The sequence below is a fragment of the Photobacterium sp. GB-36 genome (assembly GCF_003026135.1).
GTDB lineage: Bacteria > Pseudomonadota > Gammaproteobacteria > Enterobacterales > Vibrionaceae > Photobacterium.
In genome coordinates, this window is sequence record NZ_PYNY01000019.1 from 60,353 (window position 1) to 82,243 (window position 21,891).

The window sequence follows — 21,891 nt, forward strand, 5'->3', positions numbered from 1 at the left end:
ATTTAAAATGACGTTTTTTCTAGGTAAGTTAGATAAAATTCCCATTAAGCTCATTGATCATTTAGCTAACTCAAAGTTAATACTTATATCCATAAGTTTTACCACTCGCCGACCAGCAAACGACTTTTAACACCATTAACTTGCAAACCCATCGCTTCAAAAACATCATCAAAGTTACGGCACGCTAACGGTAAATGAGGCAGTGATAATACCGCTTCATCAAAAAAACGTTTTTGCTCTTGCTCTGTTTGCCATGCTACTTGCCACCAATTAACGATACGCTCTCTCGAATCAATTAAACGGCGTCTTGTCGGCACTCGTGCCCTTTTTTGGTTATTCTCATTTTTACTGGCAGGCAATAAATTCCACTTATCATTATTCGGCCAATAAGCAAACGGTAAGCAATGATCTACCTGATAATCAGGCTGTAAGCGTTTACCACTCCATACACTTTCCAGTTCTACACCGTTTTGCTGTAAAGCAATGATCTTCTGCCGTACACCTCGGGTGTCATGACTTTCATCAATCCATTTTAGACAGTCGTAATAAGTTTGTAGCGGAATATCTCGCGCTTCATTTAACTTATAACGACGCATTTCTGCTATCCATTGATTCACGACTAATGGCTCTATCCAGCTACTGTATAATCGCAAACATTCCCACAAACTTTCGTCTAGCACGAAATAGCCAAATTCAGCTAACGCTTCTAGTTCAAGTACAAAGCAATCTGCTGTACGTACTTTTTCACGCTCCATTTGAAATAACGTATTATTTTTATCTCCCTGATAAATAAACGTAACAGGGCCATCTTGAATTGTTTTCAAACTATCTCGGATCGCTGTTTGGAGTGCTTTAGCTTCATCACCCGTAAACATCGCCCCAATAGATAAATCATCTGCACTAAGGTGTGTCAGTTTTTTCCAGCCTTGCTCTTTTACAAAGCCTAAGCCTTTTTTACTGTCGCTACTTTGTTGGATACCAAAGCCATCAATATCAATATCGATTAAGCGTTTAAATTGTCTTATCCAATAAAGTGCCACTAAGCCCAACGGCAATCGAACTTTATTATCTTCACGGCTGAGAACAGCACCGGGATGGGCGTCAGCGATATGTAAAAGAGTACGAAGTAGCGCAAGCTTGTACGTGGCAGACTTAGCATCATTAACAATGATTTGCCTAACCTTGATCAGATCACCCGTACCATCATCAGGCAACTGCATCACCACGGTTTGCCATTGCACACTGTTACGACCTAATTCATCGGCATCATGTTCAGAAATGAAGTTAACTTGTAAGGCATGTTTATTGGCTAATTGTTCCAGTTCTTCAACACTGACATCATAGGCTTTGCGAGAATCAGAAAAATCACCATAACGCAGCGAGATCACTAGCTTTCCACTCGGTGCCAGTAGGTTAGATAATTTGCGAAATGCTCGCTCACGCGCACAAGAAGAAAGGTGCATCCAGACCGCAGATAACAAAATACAATCAAAGCGCATACCAAGCTCTACAATACTGTGTAGCTCGGGTAGCTGATCATCAAGCCAAGTGATTTTATCATCATACTGCCGAGTATATTTTTCACCTTGTTCTCGTAATGCTTGTGCTGGCTCTATTGCATAGACATCACAATGATGCTCCGCAAACCATAGCGCATCACGTCCAGCCCCTGCACCAATATCAAGCACTTTTAAGGCATCTTTCGATGAACTGACAGGCCAATGCGCTTGCCAATTTTTATGTACTTGCTCAAAGGTTAACGACTGATATTGCTCACTCAGGCTTTGTGCATTTTGGTGATAAAAATCAATGGTTTTAGACATGATGATAGCTCTGAAAACAAGGTGAATTTATCATACTGTAAGTTATTGATATTCACGATTGAAATTTCAGTAATATTCTAATTTTGCTAAGGTTTTAATAATGTTTAAGCATTATTCTAAAAGCAAGTTTTATTAGATATCTAGCTTACAAAAAAGAAATGCCATTCGCTTTTCACAAATGGCATTAGCTCTAACGTCGCCTTTTTCCAAGCATCATTATTATATTTTGAATGTCCCTACATGCTTATCCAGCGTTTGCGATAAGTCTGCTAGTTGCTGGCTGGATGCCTCTAATTGTTCACTGGCGTTCAAACCAAGTTTAACTAAGTGACTCACCGTGTCCATATTCAAGTTGATCTCATTCGCCACTGTTGATTGCTGCTCAGTGGCTGTCGCCACTTGGGTATTCATATCTAAAATAGTGGTGACTTGCTGTGAGATTGATTCAAGTGCTTGTCGCGCATGTTCTGTTTCGGTTGCCCCTTCGTTAATCAGTGCCTTACTGTTACTCATTGAGCCTACCGCGCTCTGGGCTTCTGTTTGTAACTGGTGGATCATGGCATCAATTTCATCTGTTGATTGGGCTGTTTTCGTTGCAAGATTACGTACTTCATCAGCAACAACAGCAAACCCGCGTCCTGCATCACCCGCCCTTGCTGCTTCAATCGCGGCATTCAATGCCAGTAAATTAGTTTGCTCTGAGATCCCACGTATTACTTCAAGAATCGTACCTATAGATTGCGTATTATCCGCCAAGCTAACAATGATATTTGAAGTACTGTTCATCTCATTTTCAAGGTTAGAGATGGCCGTTGTTGTTCGTTGTAGTGTTTTATACCCTTCTTGGGTTTCATTGGTTGCCATGCTTGCTGCATCTGCGGCACTCGCGGCGTTAGACGCAATTTCATTAACCGTGGCAATCATTTCATTCATTGATGTCACAACGAGCATGGTTTGTTCATTTTGCTCTTGTCCTCTCGCAAGTGCTTGCTGTGACTGCTCACGAAGTGCGATGGCAGAACCATTTAATTCCACGCCAGAATTCACCACTTGGGAAATAATGCCATGTACTTTTTCCACAAATACATTAAACGCTGACGAGATCTGGGCAACTTCGTCATTACCTTTTATTGGTAAGCGCACCGTTAAATTACCATCACCTTGCGAGATATCATGCAATGCATCTTTAAGTACCGATAGTGGCCGCATTAATTTATTGAGCAGTAGAGATAGCACTATTAAGCAAAGTACGAAGATCACAATCATCGAACCTAGTTGGTAAGTGATAATGCCATTGGTTGCTTGGCTTACTTCGGTAATGGGAATGCCAATATCAAATGTGCCGTAAAGCTGACCATTCACATAGATTGGCGCCATAATGTCGAACACCCATACCTTTTGTACGTCGGCATACCATTTGGAATATTGTTGGACGCCTTTTGTCGCGCCGTCTACGGTATACGCATCATCATATTTTTTGTTTAGCTTTTGCTTATCACTATGTGCAACAGCTGTAACATTATTATCGATAACAATGGCATAGCTAACATCAGAACGTTGTTTCAAATCATCGACTAATGCTTGAAGATCTTTTTTAGGGGTATCGGAATTTTCTAGAATATATCCTGCATTTTTGGCTAAGAATTCCGCCTGTATTTGAGATTTATCGAGGATGATATTGTCTATCTTTTGGCTAGATATAAAGTAGGTCGATGCCATACTCGCCATAACGGCAATGCCAAACATGGCACAAACGGCTAATAGGATTATTTTTTTCATTCTTATTGTCTCAACGCAAGTTGTGAATCTCTATCAACAAATGTTGTCAATCTCATCATTGATAGCTCGAACTGAATATGTCATCTCGCAACACAAGATGTGACCATTCAGTTACGTTATCTGTAAAAGTCGCAACAACTTTAACAAATACGCTCAAACTTATGCTGTTATCACAATTTCAACAAAGCGCGACATCTGATGCACTTACAAAAAAGTAATTAAGTCAGCATCGCGTTTTTACTTTTGAATTGTGGCGATTAAATAATCAGTTTTATCCTCGATGTAAATGCAACTTAAAAGACAATAAAATCACTTAGTGGTATGACCTTGGTTAAATATGCTGCAAACCACTATTAATTTATTCTTTTGTGTATATAGTGTGTGAATAAAAAGTTGCACACCATTTGCGTGCTATATAAAAGGAAAGTAAAAAATGACTCAAGTAACATTCCAAGGCTCACCTGTTCAACTTGCAGGTACATTCCCTGTTGTAGGTACTCAAGCACCAGCATTTACCCTTTGCGGCGCTGATCTTTCTGACATCACGCTTGATTCAGTAAAAGGTAAAAAAGTTGTTTTAAATATCTTCCCAAGCATCGATACACCGGTTTGTGCACTTGGTGTAAAAGCATTTAATCAAAAAGCCGCAAACACTGAAAATACAGTTGTGCTATGTATCTCTGCTGACTTGCCTTTCGCTACTGGTCGTTTCTGTGCAGCAGAAGGTATTGAGAACGTTCAAACGGCTTCTCTATTCCGTAGCCCTGAATTTGCAGAAGCATACGGCGTTAAACTCGCTGAAGGCGCACTTCGTGATTTAGCGACTCGTGCTGTTGTTGTACTAAACGAGGAAGGTCTTGTGATCCATGCTGAACTTGTAGCAGAGATTACTGATGAGCCTAACTACGACGCAGCAATCGCAGCGCTACAAAAATAAGATAAAGATAAAAATTGAAGTGGCTCTTAAGGGGCCGCTTATCTCTTTTTCGCAAATTCTGTATGCATAACATTCACGGTCAAAAGAGTCGCCCCTTCTTTCTCTACCATCTTATATATTGTTCGAACTCTCACCGCATTGAGCAATAATCTAACTCGATAATCCTGATACAAAACATTAATAAGAAAAGCTATGCTATATTTTATTAATCAATCAGTTACATCAAGTCCACTTTGTACCCATCACCACCAATAACTAACGAGCTAGGGACTTGGTTATCTTGCAGCCAACAATCTAATTCATGCCCTATATGGGTAATGATAAATTGCTTGGGTCGTAGACGTTCATAAACATCAAAGGCTGTATCAATATCGCTATGATTACCTCGTGCTAATGTCGGTGGAAAAGAGCAATCTAGCACTAATGCATCCAGTTTATTTACTGACAATAAGTACTGCTCAGTCTCCAGAGGTAAACCATCGGTATCTGTTAAGTAAGCGACTGTCTTTCCATCACACTCAAACAGATACCCAAACGTAGGTTTGGAGTGTTGCATCGACAGTGGTGTAATTTTCAACCCTTCGACATTAAAAGGTACTCCATGCTGAAGATACGGACGAAAATCTAAACAGCCGGAATGCTTCAGTAGATCAGCACAGCCTAAAGGATCATCAGGGCACCAGACAGGAATTAAGGCGCCATTTCCCCAACGCAGATGAAACAAACCTTGAACATGATCTACATGAAAATGAGTGAGCAAAAAGCCAATATATGAACCAACAGAAAAACGCTTATGAAGATCCATGATGCCTGCATCAATAAGCAAACGCTTTTTATTCTGCTCATTTCCCCACTCTATCATCGCCGAACAGGGTTTTCTTTCGAGGTGATGATCATGGGTTGCAGCCTCACATGCAGAACAATGACAACCATATAGGGGAACACCACCAGCGGCACCTGTGCCGAGTAATGTCAGTGATAACATAATTACCCCACTACGTTTTTTGATTAAGACTCGTATACAGCATATTTCATTTGAGCAAGAAACTGCTCAGTACTGCTTTGAAGAGAGCCACTATTATCAACCACAATTGCACATGGTGGTCTTACAGCGTCATAAGCCACTGCGCGCTCCAACCGTTGTGTTATCTCTTCTTCACTTTCTCGCCCTCGAAGCTGTAACCGTTGCTCTAGGGCTTCAGGGCTAACTGAGATCCACACCACTTGAAGTTGCTCACCAAAGCGAGCCTTGGCGGTTTCTAAATAAGCTCTGGAGCCATTAACCATGACATCCAATCCCTTATTGAGCCAATCATCCACTTCATTGCCAACGCCATATCGACAACCATTCGCCTGCCAGTGCATGACAAATAGCCCACGATTTATACGTAAATCAAATTCGGTATCCGATAACGCTATATGATTTTCGTTCCCCATAAATGCAGGTCGAGTAATATATCGATGTGCGATCATCAATCGTTCACTTAAACTTTCTCGAACCGCATTGATAAGAGAATCTTTACCCGCGCCAGATGCACCTAATATATAGAACAACCTAGCCAACACTGTTTCTCCTCTAGAAAACCCGATTGCCTTGGCGCCATACTTGTTCAATCACGGCTTGATTGGCTTTACGACCAACAAGCATTACGTCAGCTCTCAACCCTTCTTTTATAGTCCCTCTATCCGTCAAGTTGAGTGCCGCCGCTGGATTAGCCGTTGCTAGGCGCGTCGCTGATGCTAAATCAAGCGCGTTACGTTCATCGCTTGCTAACTTAAAAACAGCATCAAGCAAACTGCTAGGAAAGTAATCAGACGACAGCGCATCCAATACACCCAGTGTTGCTAATTCATGTGCCGCAATATTTCCTGAGTGCGAGCCGCCACGTACAACGTTTGGTGCTCCCATCATCACTTTTAATCCAAGCTCATGAGAGCGTTGAGCGGCTTCAATCGTCGTCGGAAACTCAGCTAATACCATTCCTAGTGAATGTGATTCTTCGACATGTAACGACGTTGCATCATCATGACTTGCTAAAGGTATGTGTTTTTCACGACACAATTTGGCTATCGCTTTTCGATTAGTACCTGACCACTGTAGAGACTGAGCTCGCTGATATTGCTCAAACTCTGCCATTTGCTGATCACTTAGGTTGTATTTACCTTGGTAGTATTCATTGTATTTGTTGATATTGACAAACTGACGTTGGCCGGGAGAATGATCCATTAACGACACCATGTGGATCTGTTCTAAGTCGAGATATTTCTCTGCCAATTCCACTGTCGCTGAATGCGGTAACTCACATCGTATATGCACAAAATGCTCGGCCCTATTTAACCCCAACTTTCCACTTTCGATGATGGTATCAATCATTTTGTCGAGGTTTTCCTGTCGGTGTCCTCCATCACGCACATCACCAACCGCAATCGCATCTAAAACAGTCGTAATACCAGAGCCAATTAACTGAGCATCATGCGCTGCCATTGCTGACAATGCAGGCCAATTGACTTTCGGTCTTGGGGTAAAGTATTTTTCTAAATTATCGGTATGAAGCTCAATCAGGCCCGGCATTAAAAAACTTTGATTTGCATTAATGGCTTCTGGTCGCTGGCTGCTTGAATCCGACATTGCTCGAATCAAACCATCCTTGATCTCAATCGAACCATTAATAACTTCATTTTCCAATACCAGTTGTACATTGGTAATAATCATCATGACTTCCTTTTTAATGATCAATTTCACTCAATTGTGCCGTGGACATATCGTAAATCTTATCTGCTACGCGTTTACGAACTGACTCATCATGGAAAATACCAACAATCGCGGCACCACGATGCTTAGCCTCTGAAATTAACTCGACAACAACTTGGCAGTTTTTCTCGTCCAATGACGCGGTAGGTTCATCAAGTAATAGAATAGGCGATTCAACAATAAACCCTCGTGCGATATTAACGCGTTGCTGCTCTCCGCCAGAAAACGTCGCTGGAGCAAGGTGCCAAAGTGCTTCCGGTACATTTAACCGACGAAGGAGGATTTGTGCTTTTTCACGCGCCTCATCTTTATCGACACCTAAATCAATCAAAGGCTGGCTGACCACATCTAATGCACTGATACGAGGAATAACCCGTAAAAATTGACTCACCCAACCTACGGTATGCTTTCTTACCTCAAGAATCGATTTAGGTGTCGTATTAGCGAGATCTACCCAGTCATTATTATTTCGATTTTTGCGAACAAGAATGTGCCCAGCATCGACTAAATAATTGGCGTAGAGCGCTTTAAGAAGTGTACTTTTACCCGAGCCTGAATGCCCAAGTAACACCACACATTCGCCGCTTTCCACCTGAAAACTGCTGTTATCAAGGACAGATATTCGCGCGCTACTTTGATTATGCAATACGAACGTTTTGCTGATGTTTTCAACCCGAAGCATTACTTTGTTATTGTGAGTATTCATCATGCTTCTTATCCTTGTAATACCGATGAAACGAGTAATTGCGTGTAAGGATGCTGTGGATCATCTAACACTTGATCCGTTAACCCCGTTTCAACAATGCGGCTTTCTTTCATCACGATTAATCGATGAGCAAGCAAACGAGCAACGGCAAGATCATGCGTTACAATGACAACAGACAACCCTAAATCAACAACCAGATTTCTAATTAAATCAAGAAGTCGGGCTTGTACCGATACATCTAGTCCACCGGTTGGTTCATCCATAAATACCAACTTTGGATGCGTCACTAAATTTCGTGCTATTTGTAACCGTTGTTGCATACCGCCAGAGAACGTAATAGGCATATCATCAATTCGGTCTAAGGGGATTTCAACTTGCCCAAGCCAATCAATCGCTTGTGCTCTAATATCCCCGTAATGTCTGTTACCAACAGCCATTAAACGCTCACCAATATTGCCACCAGCAGACACTCTAGAACGAAGACCGTCCATTGGATGCTGATGTACCACGCCCCACTCTGTGCGCAACAAACGACGACGTTCACTTTCAGACAAACCAAACAGGCTAACACTATGATTAGTGTCAATTTGATACTGAACATCGCCACTATCAGGTACTTCACGGCCAGATAAAACGCGAAGTAAGGTACTTTTTCCCGAGCCTGATTCCCCAACGATCCCCAGTACTTCACCTGGCCAAAGTTCAAAATCGATCTCTTGGCAGCCTTTCTCAGCTTGATACAATTTCGTCAGCTGCGTCACTTTAAGCAGAGGTTGTAATTCATCACAGGTTTGATTAACAACCGTCTCAGTCTGACTCTTTTCAATATCCATTAAAGACACAATGTCGTCTCCTTACTCTTTTGCAGTGCTTGTTGTTCACGGCAATAATCCGTATCTGAACAGACAAACATTCTCCCTCCTTGATCGTCGGTTACGACTTCGTCTAAGAAGCTATCTGTCGAGCCACAAATACTGCAGGGTTCATCCCATTGCTGAATTTCAAAAGGGTAGTCATCAAAATCGAGACTTTTCACATCGGTATAAGGTGGAATGGCATAAATCCGTTTTTCTCGGCCAGCCCCAAACAGTTGTAGAGCAGGCATTTGATGCATTTTAGGATTATCGAACTTGGGGATCGGAGAAGGATCAGTAATATATCGACCGTTCACTTCAACAGGGTAAGCGTAAGACGTTGAAATATGGCCATATCGTGCAATGTCTTCATACAGTTTTACATGCATCACACCATATTCTTCCAATTCATGCATTTTCCGTGTTTCTGTTTCACGTGGCTCGATAAAACGTAATGGATCAGGAATAGGAACTTGATAAATCAATATCTGCCCTTCATTCAACGGTTTCTCAGGAATGCGATGACGTGTTTGAATCAAGCTCGCATCACTGGTTTTTTCGGTCGTTTTAACCGCTGCCACTTTTTTAAAAAACTGACGAATAGAAACGGCATTGGTCGTATCGTCAGCGCCCTGATCAATCACTTTAAGCACATCTTGCTGTCCGATTATCGCCGCTGTGATTTGAATACCTCCCGTACCCCATCCATAAGGCATCGGCATTTCTCGGCCACCAAACGGAACTTGATAACCCGGTATCGCAATCGCTTTTAGCAGTGCTCGACGTATCATCCTTTTCGTCTGCTCATCTAAGTAGCCATAGTTGTAGCCACCGGTTTGGTTTGAATCAAACATCATGAAGGCCCTCTTTGATAATTTCACTCTGTTGCTCGTCGTGCTCTTTTTGGAGTTTTCGAATCAATTCAAGCTCAGATTGAAAATCAACATAGTGAGGAAGTTTCAAATGGCTAACAAAACCGGAGGCTTCAACATTATCGCCATGTGACAGAACAAATTCTTCGTCCTGAGCAGGACCTTGTGGCTCTTCATCGTACTCTTTATGTTGTAGTGAACGATCTACCAGTGCCATCGACATCGCTTTGCGTTCTGAAAAGCCAAAGCTAATTCCATACCCTCGGGTAAATTTGGCTTTTTCAGTCTTACTCCCTGTAAATGCGTTTATCATTTGACACTCTGTCAATTCGATATCGCCAATTTCGACAGCAAAGCCTAATTCTTCAGGAATAATTTCTAATGTCACTTGGCCTGAACGGATCTCACCTGCGAAAGGATGATTGCGTCCATAACCGCGTTGTGTCGAATACCCCAGCGCAAGTAAGAACCCTTCATCGCATCGTGATAATTGTTGTAATCTTGCGCTTCGATTAGCAGGATAAGCAGGTGGGGTTACGGTTATATCTTCAGGTAATTCCCCGTTATCTGACTCTTGTACTGCCAGCTCTAGTTTCTCTAAAATCTGCAGGACTTGGGGGCTTAACGCTGGTGTTTCAGTGTTATTCAGTGGTTGCTCTCTATCATCACTTTCGCTACAGATATGCGCCTGTTCACCGCCTTCTGCCAGTAGCGTGAAATCAAGTAAACGGTGGGTATAATCGTAAGTTGGCCCCAGTATCTGCCCCCCAGGGAGATCTTTATAAGCCGCTGAAATTCGACGCTCAATACGCATACTTTCCGTTTGTAACGGCTCAGTAACAGCAAATCTTGGCAGTGTTGTGCGATAAGCTCGAAGTAAAAATATCGCCTCAATTAAATCGCCTCCGGCCTGTTTAATGGCAAGGGCTGCCAACTCTTTATCGTAAACACTGCCTTCTGTCATCACTCTGTCTGTTGCGCCAGCTAACTGTTCAGCTATCTGAGCGACCTCAAGAGGTTGTTGAGAGGTTGGACCGCGACGTTTTTTCTCTTGAAGCCGATGTGCGGCGGCAATGGCTTTTTCCCCACCTTTTACAGCAACGTACATAGCGTATCCTCTTTATTATTTAATCGAATTTGCGTTGTTCTAGGTAGCGCCATAACTTGGCAACCACTTGTTAAATAAAGATCCACGCCATGCGGAAATACCCCTCGCCCATTCAATACCGCGGCAAGTAATTCGTTTGATAATCCATTGATATAGGCCGTGTTTTTTCCTTGAATACCGGGGCCTGTCAGCGACAGCTCAATACCAGATTGTAACGAGTCCACTTCTATAATGAGGGAGGCGCTTTTGTCTGGATAATTCTCTTCGCCTTTAGAAAAACCGTTTAACGTTGTTATTTCGTTACCTGCTAACAACCCGAAATCGGCGTGCTCTCTTATTTGTGTTAAAGAAGCGGCACAATGAAAACGGACATTCTCAATGAAAGACGGATCATTTAAATAGTGCGAAGACATAAATACTTGCGTCGAGTTATCCACCAGAGTAAGCATTAACTGTGTTGCGGCTTTGCTAACACCACCAAAACGTACATCACTTGGTAATTCAACCACGAGACCAGGTTTTGCCATTGCGTCCATTAATAAACGAAAAGTCTGCTGAGCGTCATGAACTGGACAATCAAATCCTTTTACTAGCTGGCTCATTCATCTTCTCCTCTCACCATGGTGAAAAAGTCCACCTTGCTGGCGGAAACCTGTTGAGCCCGAGACTGTTCTTGCTTCACAATGTCGGCATTTAACGGGTTAATGAGCCGATGATGGAGATCGCTTTGCATCGATGTTTGCATTAGGGCATCAATCACAGCCGCTATCTCAGAGTGAGATTTATCACGACCTGTGATGTAGCTATACCCTAGCTCTCCACTATCAAGTTGGATCACTGTTCGCGTCATCGTAACGTCACCGATATTAAACTGGCTCCCTGTTGAACCCATTCTTGCGCGAACTTGGGCTAGACCAATCTCAGGTTCTCGAACAAAGTGATAACTCGGATCTAAACCAAGTTGTTGCCAACCGTTAGCTAAGGCACGATGATCGCATCGAGCTAACACAGCCATCCACTTTTGTCGTTGCGTTCTTTGTTCCGTTTCCATTTAGTGCTCCAAAACAATTTCAACCAAATCCGATCGCGTATGTGAAGATGAAAATTCCACGATCCGATCAGTACCCTTTAAGGCATTGGTGGTTTTAAATGCCATAACTGGCGTTTTGCTAGGAAGTTGTAGTAGACGACAATCCGTCTTGGTGGGCATAACGGCCCTCAACCGCGTCGAACGTCTCGTCAGTTGAACGTCTAGTTTGTCTCTCAAATAGTGATGAAGCGATCCCACTTCAAAATGTTTTACAGCAGGCCACCAGTTCACATCAGAGAGGTAATGGTCAATCACACTGGCTGGTACACCATCAATTTTTCTTAATGTGGTGAGTTTAATAATCGATGACTCAGGTAAGACACCAAAGAGAGCTGCCACCTTGTCGTTTGCACGAGTTAAACCTCGTTCGATCACTCGACTCGTTGGTAAACTGCCCTGCTCCAACAAATTATCAGTAAAATGCGCCCCGGCATGTAATGGGTACTCGAATGGTTGGCTAACCACCATATTGCCTCGTCCTTGTTGGCGTTCGATCATCCCATTAAACACCAGCTCATCTATCGCACGACGCACGGTATGACGATTTACATTAAACCGTTTCGCAAGTACTGATTCTGATGGTAAATAGTCACCGGCTTGAAAATAGCGGCGAACATCCTCTTCTAAGTGTTTCGCAATATTCAAATACACTCTCATCATCAATCTCTCAGCATCACGGGTGACTTATCTAGACAAGTTATGGAAAATATTAAATAAACATTTTTCGGATATGTTGTGAGGCAAAATCAATCAAACTCACAGTGACAATGACGATCAACATAATGCAAGCGGTCTGTTGGAACTGAAAACCTCTTATCGCTTCCCATAACAGAACCCCTATACCACCAGCACCCACCATGCCTACCACAGTGGCCGAACGAACGTTCGACTCAAGCCGATATAACGTAAAAGAAATCCAAAGCGGTAATACTTGAGGAAGAACACCATATAAAATCTCTTCAATTTTATTGGCACCTGTCGCACGAACGCCTTCTACTGGGCCAATATCAATCGCTTCGACCGCTTCAGAAAACAGTTTTGCAAGTACCCCTGTGGTATGTACAAATAACGCAAGTACGCCGGCAAAAGGTCCTAACCCAACAGCAACAACAAATAGCATTGCAAATACCATTTCATTGATTGCTCGAGCAGAATCCATCAAGCGACGCATTGGCTGATATATCCACCAAGGGGCTATATTTTCTGAGCACATCAATCCAAATGGGATGGAAATAACGACGGCTAATATCGTCCCCCACAATGCAATTTGTATCGTTATTAAGGTCTCTTCGAGGTAAAGTTTCCAGTAAGTAAAATCTGGCGGGAAAAAATCCGCCCCTAGCTCAATCATGTTTCCAGAATCTTTTATTAATTGAACTGGATTCATTTCTGCACCTTGCCAAGACCAAGCAAGAACAAACGCAACCAATAACATGATTGCAAAGCGCTTCCATTGAGAAGTGGGACCCATTGGGATATTTTGAGTTGAACTGCTCATTGCATCTATCCATTAAAAACTGTGTGGCAGCAAAGGGCTGGAAAACTCGCGCCTCCAGCCCATGCGACGCTATTCCATTGCTTCAAGAGCACTCATTTGGCGGTTTAGAACAGCAAGCTTACTCTTCGCTGATTCTAATTTTGACGCTTGCTCTTTGGTTAAACTTGTTTGTTTATTCAAGCTATTTAACTGTTTAAAGAGCGCTAGCTGGCGAATAGGTAGCAGCTGTAAGTCACTCGATGGTTTAAAAGGAGCCCAACCGAGTTCTTTTAGAACGGCTAGCTCTTTCTCATCACCAGAAGTACCGTAATCCATGAAAAAACTGTAAATTTCATTTTTTGCTGAATCAGGGAGATTTTTACGCCACACAATAGGATCGGATGGAATCAGTGGTGACTGCCAAATCACTTTGATATTGGCAAACTTTTCTGGATTGGTAAGCTCGAAACGGCGCATGCTTTCGGTATTATTCGTCGCTACATCCACTTGCTGATTTGCAACAGCAAAGAGATTCACTTCATGACTAGAATTCAACGTGCGCTTAAACTCTGACGGTTGAATGTTATTTTTTGCAAAGACATAGTATGACGGTACAAGAAAACCTGATGTTGAATTGGGATCGCCATTACCAAACGCGAGCTCCGAACGCTGAGAAATCATGTCTTCAACACTGTTAATTGGGCTGTCTTTATGGGTGATCAATAAACTCCAATAACCAGGATTACCTTCGGAGTCTACCGTTTGCGCGAAAACCTCGCCCCCAGCTCGGTCAACCGCTTCCATCGCTGATTTGTTACCAAACCAAGCGACATCAACTTTATCGAAACGCATACCTTGAATAATGCCTGCATAATCTGGCGCAAAATAGGCTTTCACTTCCATGCCCAGCTTATCACTCATATCTTTTAGGAACGGGTCCCACACTGTTTTGAGATTTTGCTGTGATTCAGTCGAAATAATACCGAAATTAAGCGATTCCAATTGCTCTTCAGCAGAAACGGGGATCGCTGTTGCAGCTGTAAGTAGTCCAAGACTACAAACCATCGTCTTTAGTGCTCGTAACATCTTCAATATCCTTTGTGTGTTAACGTAGTAAAGGGGTGGAATGGGTTTCTATTGACGCGAGTGGTAAAGGTTCACTCTCATCAATATTGACTTTGGGTTGATAGCTATAAAGCTGTTCAAGCTCTTGTTGGCTGATGCTTGTGCTTTCACCTTGATAAAAGACTTTGCCTTCTTTTAACGCGATGACATGTTTACAATATTTAAGGGCATGCTCGACTTGGTGCAAAGTAACAACCACAGGAATACCTTCCCGCTGGTTAATATCTGCCAGTAATTCCATCACAATACGAGAAGACTCTGGATCTAATGAAGCAATGGGCTCATCAGCAAAAATGATCTTCGCTTTTTGCATCAAGGCACGAGCGATTGCTACACGTTGTTGCTGCCCACCAGAAAGCGTCGAAACACGTTGATAGGCAAAATCACTCATTCCAACTCGCTCTAAAGCAGCTAATGCTTGCTGTTTTTGCTCTACACTGAATCGACCACTTAAAGTTCGCCACAACGGGGTATGGCTCATGGCACCAATTAATACGTTAGTTAGAACAGTGAGGCGATTAACAAGGTTGAATTGTTGAAAAATGTACCCCGCTTGGGCGCGCCTTTGTCGAATATCTACCGTTGCACGACCATGCGCTTGGACCACTTCACCTAACACACAGATCTCACTATTTTGATCTTTATCGCCATAAACTAAGCCACTTAAATGGCGCATTAATGTCGATTTACCTGATCCAGAAGGGCCTAAGAGCGCCGTCATTTCTTGATGCTGAATACTGAAATCGATCGCATCTAAAGCTTTTTTATTGCCAAACGTTTTTGTCAGAGCTTTGACTTCAATAATGTTATCCATGCTATTGAGTCCTAGTTAAATAATGCTCATAGCGTGGCAATTTTTTGTGTCGCTTTTATAAAAAAAACATGTCAGAAATGTGGCAAAAAATCGTATCTAAAAAAGGTATAGCAGGTAAGATTCAAGCAAAATAAAGGAGCAGAGAGATTACCTAGACGAGAGCACTAACTTGTCTAGATAACGCCTTAATGAAAAGTTAATAAATGAATCAATAGCGCGGCTATATATAATAGAAAATAAAATAGCCTTTAGATTTCATCGTATTTAACCCATAAACAAAATATACTTTTTAGGTATTATCTTGAATTTAAGTTCTATATAATCATAAGGTTGATCATATTTCTATTATAATAAGCAATATCTAAAGTAAGGCGTCTGAATTGAAAAAAGTAATAACGCTAACCACATTAATATTGGTGTTAATGGGTTGCAGTAGCCATAGTGAAAAAGACTCAGTAAGCGATAATGAGCATTGTGTTCTCGTGAGTAACCCTGCACTAATGAACAATGATAATGGAAATTGTACTAAATTCGACTTTAGAGCATTTTTTGAAGAAAGAAATAAAGATAAAAGATAAAAGCGTTAAATTGCAGAAAATCGGAAACGTTAATCCAAAGTCACTGCGTTTTTCTTAAATCATTTTCCGAAAGCCTTGAGTAAGCAACAATCTACTCAAGGTATGAACAGGCTACTCCCTACCTCAAAAACGAGTCAAAATCAAATCGCGATAGATGATTACAAAGAAAAATCATAATCAGTCGATTAAACATGAAACTTTTACATTCTGATTAGTGCCCCCCCTTCCAAACTCACTTTGAATGACACAAAAATCACTTTCACCTATTTTTCAACTTATCGTTTATCTATACAATCTTGGCGTTTTAAATTTAGAAGAATAAAAGAATGAATGAGCTCCTAATCTTTCACCACCGGCTAAAACAAGCCCGTGAAGAGCATGGCATGACCCAAGTCGATGCTGCAAAACACCTTAAGATAGCAAGACAAACCTACTTAGACTTAGAGAATGGTCGAACACAACCACGCTTAGATACACTTTTAGAATTATCAAAGATGTTTAATAAAAGCATTATGTTCTTTGCTGGTGATCGTCCTTCTTTAGATGAGTTTGACACCTTGGAGTTACTGGCGGAGCTGCAACAACGCTATGTGACGCTTTCCACTGACAGGACTGAAGAGGCGACGGCTCAACCGGAATAAAAAAGCCTGGGAAATAGCAACCTTTTGGGAGGGTATTGCTAATGACATCCATGCTTTAAAGATTTCTACGATTTCCTCGAAGCTCACTTTGTATGGGGTGGCCAAACAACACGCATCGTTTACGCCATGAACGCTAGCTTGTCTTCAGTTACACCCAAATCTGCTAGGCGTTGTTTCCTCCCTACCTTTTCAGATAGCACATCAATGACTTCAAGGGCTACATTCACTGCTTGCTCTTGTGTCATTGCTGCCGTGTCGATACCCATCGCTTTGGCTATATCAACAAAAAACATAGATTGGTTCAAAAATCTAAGATTAGGTGTCTCAAGCTCGATACAGAAATTAATTTTAAACAGTTATTTTTTAATCATCTAAATAGTATTCCTTTTGCACATGCTTTACGTGTATCGTTCATTTTGCAATCGATATAAAGGACACTAGTTAATGAAAAAACTTCTTTTAGCTGTACTCCCTTTTGTACTCTTTTCAACACCATCATTCGCCTATACAAAATATACGGTTTTAAACAGTACTTCAGGTACTGTTGACTACCTTATCTTTAAACAAATGAGCGGACTTTTTTGTGGTGAGCACTATATTGATAATCTAACACCCTGGTCATTAACGCCTGATTCTGATGGCAGGGGAGCTTGCCTGCTTAAGAGTATCCAAGGAATACTTCACATTGATGGCGAAGATATACCATTGGAATATCATTCATCAGGTACGTCATATGGCCAATTCGTTATTGTATCGAAGCGTGTTGATAATAAGGTAACAGCAAAAATAGTATCCGCCGATATTTTGGGTAACTATAACAATTGTGATGATACCCCTCAATATGATGATACCCCGAAATATGATGATACTCCCTCGGTGTAAGGGTAATCCTCAATAACTAAATAACGACAAATGGAAAATAAAAAGCCGCTCTTTGGCGGCTTTATATATGTACTTATAAGCGACCAGATCACTTGAGAGATATACTTTTTACAAATACATAGCGCGTATCACTTATTCTATAGTCGATGTTAAGGATACTACGTGATGAAAAAACTTCTTTTAGCAATACTCCCTTTTTTACTATTTTCAGCTCCATCCTTCGCCTATCCAAAATATACGGTTTTAAACAGTACACTAGGCACTATTAATAAACTTACTTTTTATCAAATAATTTCAGAATGTAGTCCTAATTATATTTATAATATAGGTCCCCAATCGTTAAAGCAGGAACAGCCCCCTTATGACAGGAGTAATTGCCTGCTAACGGACATCAAAGGAACACTTCATATAGACGGTATGGACATCCCTCTAGAGTACCATTCATTCGGTACCACATATGGTCAATTCGCTATTGTAGCAAAGCAGATTAATAATAAGTGGAACGCTAAAATAGTGTCTGCTGATATTAGGGGAGACTATCAAGAGCCTAACATACCTAAAGATGTAGAGCATCAATAACTGAATAATGGCAAATACAAATTTAATCAGGTTTAAAATTATTTATATGATACATAAAATACGGCTATTTATACTTAGTGATAAAATAATTAAAAAGAATGTGAAAAATTACATCTTTATTTCTGATTTTTAATCATCTTTATACCTAGCCTAAATGTTTGATACAAAAAAGACCGATATTTATCGGCCTTTTTGAATATCATACAGTGAATGGAAATTACTCTTCTTTAGGGTAATGAATATCAACACCGAGCCCAGGATGACAGTCATAAAGTTTTACGTCACCTTTATGTAATTCAGCTACCGCTTTAACTAAAGATAACCCTATGCCTAAACCACCATCATTTCGTGCTTTATTGATCCGGTATAATCGTTCAAACACTCGCTCTTTTTCGCATTCAGGAATACCAGGGCCATTATCTTTCATCGCGATCATCACGGATTCATTTTCTTGTCGGCAAATCAGAGAAAGCTCACTTCCTTTAGGGCAATAACGCAATGCGTTTTCCACCAAATTAGCCAGTTGCTGGATCAACAATTCACGATCACCCTGAATAACAAGCGGAGACTTTGGCGTATGAACGTTTAAGACCATCCCTGCATCATCTGCTACATCGACATAGATATCCGCAATAATATTGACTACATCAACAATATCTACAGTTTCAAATCGTTGACGACGTTGACCTGACTCAATTTGTGAAATCCGCAATAGCGCATCAAAAATATCAGCCAAACGAGTAGATTCTTTGACAGCTAATGCTAACTGCTCAGATAAATGATGGCTATCAACTGTATTTTGTTGAACCAGCATTTCATCGAGAGTCAGTAAATGATACTGCAAACGTGTGATAGGTGTTTTCAATTCATGAGCAATATTGGCAGAAATATCGCTCATTGCCGCCACAACACTTTGTAAGTGAGAGAGCATTTCATCCACCGAATAACTGATACGATCCAGATCATTATCTTGCCGAGAAACGGTGGTTCTTGCCGATAAATTGCCTTCTGATGCCATTTTTAGCACATGTTCAATACGATCAATTTTTTCTTGGTTACGTTTACTCATGTAAGTGACGATTACGCCACTCAGTAGCACAACGAGTATCCCAGATAAGGTAAAGCCTGTGACTAAAACATCGATAACATCATCTTCATCAATAGGTTCTTTGTCTATTTCAGTTGTCATTCCATACATAAAGGCTTCAATGTTTTGCTCAATCTCGTCATTTAATTCATCTAAATGATAATCAACATACGAAATCGTGATACTTGATATCAGTAGCAAGCTCACTATAGAGACGGTAACAAACATTACTCCTTGTTGAATCGCAGAATGACGTAACCAAGGATGCGAAGCGCAAAATGTCTTTATGCGTTCGACCATTAACGGCAGTATTGCGCTTCTCATTTTTTGCACTCTAATTTGTAACCCGCCCCACGTACGGTATGGATCAACTGATCGCCAAACGGTTTTTCTAATTTATTACGCAAGCGACTGATATGTGTTTCTACTACACTGGTCTGAGGCTCAAAATACAATCCCCATACATGCTCAAGTAACATAGTTCGTGTGATCACACGGCCTGGATGACGAAGAAAAAGCTCCAAAATACGAAACTCTTTCTGCTGTAACTGTAAGTTTTGCCCTTGGCGACATGCGGTATGATCAAATAAATTCAGTGAAACATCAGCATAGTGCAATTCGTTAGTGGCTTTTTCTAGCAACTGATGTGAACGACGAGATAACGCAGACAAGCGTGCCAATAACTCTGAAAAAGCAAATGGCTTAGTTAAATAATCATCGCCTCCTGCCTCTAATCCATCAACGCGATCATCTATCCCCCCCAGCGAGGTTAAAAATAATACGGGCATGGTTATTTTTGATGCTCGTAATGCCTTAACAAGCGCGAGTCCATCTAAGCCTGGCAACATTCGATCTACAATCGCGATATCAAATTGTTCCGTGAGACATATCGATAATGCATGTCTCCCATCATCAACACATAAAATATTATGTCCGGCTTCTTGGAGGCCTTTCTCAACATAACGGCTTAAACTGATATCGTCTTCAACAAGCAAGATACGCATAATAATCGCTCGGTAATATAATCAGACTCACTAAACGTGCTGTCCAATAAAAATAAATGAACTAGATCAATACAGAAAAGCAGTGAGCGCTTTAACAACATCGCTCACTGCAATTATTTTAGAGGTAGGCTTATACTCAGAAAAAGTACGACGTATTTACCGTAATATTGCCACCATTCGCGATGCTATCTACATAGTATTCCATTGCCGCACCAATGTGAATATTTCGGTAAAGGTTATAATCAACGCCAACACTTGCAACAATACCTAACGCACTGTCTTTTTTATTCTCACCACCAGAGCGAGGTAGATTTATCTCAATGTCATCATTTAATACGTGCTCATATTCATCATGAGATGATGAGGTGTATTTATAATGGCTATACGTTAAACCAAGACCGCCTTTAAGCTGTATGTTTTCAGATAATGAGTAAAACATCACAGGCTTTAGGCTAATTTGTTTAACCGATAAATCCGACTCCCACTCGCGCTCTAAAATAAATCCAGGTTTATCAGACAGAAGTAACTGACTGCTATCCCCGTCTAAATCAAACTGTTTATAGCTAAGTTCAAGACCATAATTGTTTTCTGTTTTATAGCCAATAAAACCACCGAACACAGAGCTAGAATCACTAGCTACAACCGTTTTATTATCAGCGAGAAAGTGTGTTTGGTAATCGTGTTTTACTGATGCTGCACCATATTCCAAACCCATATAAGGCGTAGCCACTGCACTACCACTTAGGAAGGCTAACGAAAGCAATACTGACTTTTTCATTTTATCTATCTGTAACTAATGAGGAGATTATACTATTTCAACAATTGTGAAATTATCGTGATATCTAGAGAGCATTAACTCGCAATTCGAATATAATCTACATCAATAGCAGTATGATTAAATTCTTTATCAATTTCGCCAGAGATCGTTATTTTCGTTTCCGGTGTAACTTGGATGCCGAACCACTTGTCATGATCAATCTCAATCGTGACAGAGCCAGTACCATCAGTAAATGTGTAATGCTCACCACCTAAAGAGCGGGTAATATTTCCTGTCAGTGCCACCGGTGTATCATCACTGAACATGCCAGCATCAAGCACAGCCTTCACTGTGTTTAAGCCGTAACTTGGTCCAGTAAATCCTTGTTGTTGAGTTTGTACTGCCATTGACGGTATAAAACCTTGAGTTGGCATTTCAGCTAAAACTGATGTTGATAACAATGCTGCTGGTAAAAGGAATAAAGAAATACGTTTAATAGACATGTTGAAAACCTTATGTTTGTTTTGATGCTGAAAGAATACATAAGGTTCTATACACCAACCTGTCATGAACTTTACATTTTTGTAAGGTTCGCAATAGCACCGTACACAAGGTAAAGAATGTTTTGACTAATCAGGAGTTGTTGCTTATCAAGCGGATAATGTTTTAAAAAGACTTAAGGAATGGATAACGACGATTCGATTAGAGGAGAAACTGTCTTGTCATTATAAAGAAAGTGGCTCATTCATCGTCATGCCAGCACTCTCTTAACTGTGCAGGTCAAGTAGCGAGTATCGAATTTGGGGATGAAGTACACATCTGTGGAAGTAGAATGTTGAATTTAAACCAATACATTAACACTTATATAGTAAGAGACTTTAGCGTCAATAGTTAATGTTTGTAGTGGTACATTAAATTTGGCCACCTACTCAGAGGTGATATCATCACCTCTTAACATGGATAGGTGACATCATGACAAAACGAACAAGACGATTATTTAGTGCTGAATTTAAATTAGAGGCAGCA

Annotated in this window: 24 protein-coding genes; 4 read left to right on the top strand and 20 right to left on the bottom strand. The window is 41.0% G+C overall.

All coding sequences use genetic code 11. The features are described 5' to 3' along the window. Nucleotides 1-98 precede the first annotated feature (98 nt). Together C9J46_RS15715 and C9J46_RS15720 are read right to left on the bottom strand one after the other, a co-directional pair. On the bottom strand, nt 99-1,823 hold the full coding sequence (locus tag C9J46_RS15715; RefSeq protein WP_107291173.1) for a class I SAM-dependent methyltransferase: 1,725 nt from the start codon (nt 1,821-1,823) through the stop codon (nt 99-101). A 219-nt stretch (nt 1,824-2,042) separates the two neighbouring features. Next, nucleotides 2,043-3,569, bottom strand: coding sequence for a methyl-accepting chemotaxis protein (locus C9J46_RS15720; RefSeq protein WP_199190644.1), 1,527 nt, complete (start codon nt 3,567-3,569; stop codon nt 2,043-2,045). Nucleotides 3,570-4,035: 466 nt separating this feature from the next. Here C9J46_RS15720 and tpx point away from each other — a divergent pair, with 466 nt between their 5' ends. Next, on the top strand, nt 4,036-4,539 hold the full coding sequence (gene tpx / locus C9J46_RS15725) for a thiol peroxidase (RefSeq protein WP_107208617.1): 504 nt from the start codon (nt 4,036-4,038) through the stop codon (nt 4,537-4,539). 217 nt (nt 4,540-4,756) lie between these two features. On the opposite strand, the gene phnP is transcribed toward tpx, so the two are convergent. From phnP to phnC, 13 genes are all read right to left on the bottom strand, one after another. Beyond that, entirely contained in the window at nt 4,757-5,524 is a 768-nt protein-coding gene (gene phnP, locus C9J46_RS15730) for a phosphonate metabolism protein PhnP (RefSeq protein ID WP_107291175.1), read from the bottom strand. Between the two features lie 23 nt (nt 5,525-5,547). Then, nucleotides 5,548-6,102 (bottom strand): ribose 1,5-bisphosphokinase, encoded by a 555-nt coding sequence (gene phnN, locus C9J46_RS15735; protein ID WP_107247604.1) that lies wholly within the window; start codon nt 6,100-6,102, stop codon nt 5,548-5,550. Nucleotides 6,103-6,115: 13 nt separating this feature from the next. Beyond that, entirely contained in the window at nt 6,116-7,252 is a 1,137-nt protein-coding gene (phnM, locus tag C9J46_RS15740; protein WP_107291176.1) for an alpha-D-ribose 1-methylphosphonate 5-triphosphate diphosphatase, read from the bottom strand. A 13-nt stretch (nt 7,253-7,265) separates the two neighbouring features. Then, a complete protein-coding gene (phnL, locus tag C9J46_RS15745; protein WP_107208620.1) occupies nt 7,266-8,000 on the bottom strand; it encodes a phosphonate C-P lyase system protein PhnL in 735 nt (244 codons plus the stop codon). 5 nt (nt 8,001-8,005) lie between these two features. After that, nucleotides 8,006-8,830, bottom strand: a complete 825-nt coding sequence (gene phnK, locus C9J46_RS15750) for a phosphonate C-P lyase system protein PhnK (protein ID WP_107291177.1) — start codon at nt 8,828-8,830, stop codon at nt 8,006-8,008. Continuing rightward, nucleotides 8,830-9,708: an alpha-D-ribose 1-methylphosphonate 5-phosphate C-P-lyase PhnJ gene (locus C9J46_RS15755; protein ID WP_199190643.1), complete on the bottom strand. Its 879-nt coding sequence runs from the start codon at nt 9,706-9,708 to the stop codon at nt 8,830-8,832. The genes phnK and C9J46_RS15755 overlap by 1 nt, the downstream gene beginning before the upstream one ends. Continuing rightward, complete coding sequence (locus C9J46_RS15760) at nt 9,698-10,831, bottom strand: carbon-phosphorus lyase complex subunit PhnI (protein ID WP_107291178.1); 1,134 nt, start codon at nt 10,829-10,831, stop codon at nt 9,698-9,700. Before C9J46_RS15760 ends, C9J46_RS15755 begins: the two co-directional genes overlap by 11 nt. Next, nucleotides 10,816-11,433, bottom strand: coding sequence for a phosphonate C-P lyase system protein PhnH (gene phnH / locus C9J46_RS15765; protein WP_107291179.1), 618 nt, complete (start codon nt 11,431-11,433; stop codon nt 10,816-10,818). Before phnH ends, C9J46_RS15760 begins: the two co-directional genes overlap by 16 nt. After that, nucleotides 11,430-11,882: a phosphonate C-P lyase system protein PhnG gene (phnG, locus tag C9J46_RS15770; protein WP_107291180.1), complete on the bottom strand. Its 453-nt coding sequence runs from the start codon at nt 11,880-11,882 to the stop codon at nt 11,430-11,432. Before phnG ends, phnH begins: the two co-directional genes overlap by 4 nt. Next, complete coding sequence (gene phnF / locus C9J46_RS15775) at nt 11,883-12,578, bottom strand: phosphonate metabolism transcriptional regulator PhnF (protein ID WP_107287312.1); 696 nt, start codon at nt 12,576-12,578, stop codon at nt 11,883-11,885. It lies immediately after the preceding gene. Nucleotides 12,579-12,630: 52 nt separating this feature from the next. Then, entirely contained in the window at nt 12,631-13,419 is a 789-nt protein-coding gene (gene phnE / locus C9J46_RS15780; protein WP_199189217.1) for a phosphonate ABC transporter, permease protein PhnE, read from the bottom strand. Between the two features lie 69 nt (nt 13,420-13,488). Continuing rightward, nucleotides 13,489-14,484 (bottom strand): phosphonate ABC transporter substrate-binding protein, encoded by a 996-nt coding sequence (gene phnD, locus C9J46_RS15785; protein ID WP_107247564.1) that lies wholly within the window; start codon nt 14,482-14,484, stop codon nt 13,489-13,491. Between the two features lie 19 nt (nt 14,485-14,503). Next, entirely contained in the window at nt 14,504-15,337 is an 834-nt protein-coding gene (gene phnC / locus C9J46_RS15790) for a phosphonate ABC transporter ATP-binding protein (protein ID WP_107291181.1), read from the bottom strand. Nucleotides 15,338-16,241: 904 nt separating this feature from the next. On the opposite strand from phnC, the gene C9J46_RS15795 reads away from it, so the two are divergent. Continuing rightward, nucleotides 16,242-16,556 (top strand): helix-turn-helix transcriptional regulator, encoded by a 315-nt coding sequence (locus tag C9J46_RS15795; RefSeq protein ID WP_107208628.1) that lies wholly within the window; start codon nt 16,242-16,244, stop codon nt 16,554-16,556. 119 nt (nt 16,557-16,675) lie between these two features. On the opposite strand, the gene C9J46_RS15800 is transcribed toward C9J46_RS15795, so the two are convergent. After that, a complete protein-coding gene (locus tag C9J46_RS15800) occupies nt 16,676-16,849 on the bottom strand; it encodes a hypothetical protein (protein ID WP_233217788.1) in 174 nt (57 codons plus the stop codon). 151 nt (nt 16,850-17,000) lie between these two features. Between C9J46_RS15800 and C9J46_RS15805 the strand changes: the two genes are divergently transcribed. Then, nucleotides 17,001-17,438, top strand: coding sequence for a hypothetical protein (locus tag C9J46_RS15805; protein ID WP_107291182.1), 438 nt, complete (start codon nt 17,001-17,003; stop codon nt 17,436-17,438). Nucleotides 17,439-17,603: 165 nt separating this feature from the next. Beyond that, nucleotides 17,604-18,017: a hypothetical protein gene (locus C9J46_RS15810; protein ID WP_107208630.1), complete on the top strand. Its 414-nt coding sequence runs from the start codon at nt 17,604-17,606 to the stop codon at nt 18,015-18,017. Between the two features lie 217 nt (nt 18,018-18,234). Here C9J46_RS15810 and C9J46_RS15815 read toward each other — a convergent pair whose 3' ends face one another. The 4 genes from C9J46_RS15815 to C9J46_RS15830 all read right to left on the bottom strand — a co-directional run bounded on the left by C9J46_RS15815 (nt 18,235) and on the right by C9J46_RS15830 (nt 21,368). Continuing rightward, nucleotides 18,235-19,428 carry a cell wall metabolism sensor histidine kinase WalK gene (locus C9J46_RS15815; protein WP_199188121.1) on the bottom strand — a complete coding sequence of 398 codons (1,194 nt, stop codon included), beginning with the start codon at nt 19,426-19,428 and terminating at the stop codon, nt 18,235-18,237. Continuing rightward, complete coding sequence (locus tag C9J46_RS15820) at nt 19,425-20,108, bottom strand: response regulator transcription factor (RefSeq protein WP_107208631.1); 684 nt, start codon at nt 20,106-20,108, stop codon at nt 19,425-19,427. Before C9J46_RS15820 ends, C9J46_RS15815 begins: the two co-directional genes overlap by 4 nt. Before the next feature lie 136 nt (nt 20,109-20,244). After that, nucleotides 20,245-20,886, bottom strand: a complete 642-nt coding sequence (locus C9J46_RS15825; RefSeq protein ID WP_107291183.1) for an AcfA family outer membrane beta-barrel protein — start codon at nt 20,884-20,886, stop codon at nt 20,245-20,247. Nucleotides 20,887-20,960: 74 nt separating this feature from the next. Beyond that, nucleotides 20,961-21,368 carry a NirD/YgiW/YdeI family stress tolerance protein gene (locus tag C9J46_RS15830; RefSeq protein WP_146144072.1) on the bottom strand — a complete coding sequence of 136 codons (408 nt, stop codon included), beginning with the start codon at nt 21,366-21,368 and terminating at the stop codon, nt 20,961-20,963. Between the last annotated feature and the right edge of the window lie 523 nt (nt 21,369-21,891).

Excerpts from the sequence above, each read along its gene's own strand:
- phnD (WP_107247564.1), bottom strand. The coding sequence starts at position 14,484 with ATGTTACGAGCACTAAAGACGATGGTTTGTAGTCTTGGACTACTTACA.
- phnG (WP_107291180.1), bottom strand. The coding sequence starts at position 11,882 with ATGGAAACGGAACAAAGAACGCAACGACAAAAGTGGATGGCTGTGTTA.
- phnF (WP_107287312.1), bottom strand. The coding sequence starts at position 12,578 with ATGAGAGTGTATTTGAATATTGCGAAACACTTAGAAGAGGATGTTCGC.
- phnL (WP_107208620.1), bottom strand. The coding sequence starts at position 8,000 with ATGATGAATACTCACAATAACAAAGTAATGCTTCGGGTTGAAAACATC.
- C9J46_RS15755 (WP_199190643.1), bottom strand. The coding sequence starts at position 9,708 with ATGATGTTTGATTCAAACCAAACCGGTGGCTACAACTATGGCTACTTA.
- C9J46_RS15760 (WP_107291178.1), bottom strand. The coding sequence starts at position 10,831 with ATGTACGTTGCTGTAAAAGGTGGGGAAAAAGCCATTGCCGCCGCACAT.
- phnK (WP_107291177.1), bottom strand. The coding sequence starts at position 8,830 with ATGGATATTGAAAAGAGTCAGACTGAGACGGTTGTTAATCAAACCTGT.
- C9J46_RS15795 (WP_107208628.1), top strand. The coding sequence starts at position 16,242 with ATGAATGAGCTCCTAATCTTTCACCACCGGCTAAAACAAGCCCGTGAA.
- C9J46_RS15815 (WP_199188121.1), bottom strand. The coding sequence starts at position 19,428 with ATGAGAAGCGCAATACTGCCGTTAATGGTCGAACGCATAAAGACATTT.
- phnE (WP_199189217.1), bottom strand. The coding sequence starts at position 13,419 with ATGAGCAGTTCAACTCAAAATATCCCAATGGGTCCCACTTCTCAATGG.
- C9J46_RS15810 (WP_107208630.1), top strand. The coding sequence starts at position 17,604 with ATGAAAAAACTTCTTTTAGCAATACTCCCTTTTTTACTATTTTCAGCT.
- phnH (WP_107291179.1), bottom strand. The coding sequence starts at position 11,433 with ATGAGCCAGCTAGTAAAAGGATTTGATTGTCCAGTTCATGACGCTCAG.
- C9J46_RS15805 (WP_107291182.1), top strand. The coding sequence starts at position 17,001 with ATGAAAAAACTTCTTTTAGCTGTACTCCCTTTTGTACTCTTTTCAACA.
- C9J46_RS15715 (WP_107291173.1), bottom strand. The coding sequence starts at position 1,823 with ATGTCTAAAACCATTGATTTTTATCACCAAAATGCACAAAGCCTGAGT.
- C9J46_RS15825 (WP_107291183.1), bottom strand. The coding sequence starts at position 20,886 with ATGAAAAAGTCAGTATTGCTTTCGTTAGCCTTCCTAAGTGGTAGTGCA.
- C9J46_RS15820 (WP_107208631.1), bottom strand. The coding sequence starts at position 20,108 with ATGCGTATCTTGCTTGTTGAAGACGATATCAGTTTAAGCCGTTATGTT.
- C9J46_RS15830 (WP_146144072.1), bottom strand. The coding sequence starts at position 21,368 with ATGTCTATTAAACGTATTTCTTTATTCCTTTTACCAGCAGCATTGTTA.
- phnM (WP_107291176.1), bottom strand. The coding sequence starts at position 7,252 with ATGATTATTACCAATGTACAACTGGTATTGGAAAATGAAGTTATTAAT.
- C9J46_RS15800 (WP_233217788.1), bottom strand. The coding sequence starts at position 16,849 with ATGTTTTTTGTTGATATAGCCAAAGCGATGGGTATCGACACGGCAGCA.
- tpx (WP_107208617.1), top strand. The coding sequence starts at position 4,036 with ATGACTCAAGTAACATTCCAAGGCTCACCTGTTCAACTTGCAGGTACA.
- C9J46_RS15720 (WP_199190644.1), bottom strand. The coding sequence starts at position 3,569 with ATGTTTGGCATTGCCGTTATGGCGAGTATGGCATCGACCTACTTTATA.
- phnP (WP_107291175.1), bottom strand. The coding sequence starts at position 5,524 with ATGTTATCACTGACATTACTCGGCACAGGTGCCGCTGGTGGTGTTCCC.
- phnC (WP_107291181.1), bottom strand. The coding sequence starts at position 15,337 with ATGGATAACATTATTGAAGTCAAAGCTCTGACAAAAACGTTTGGCAAT.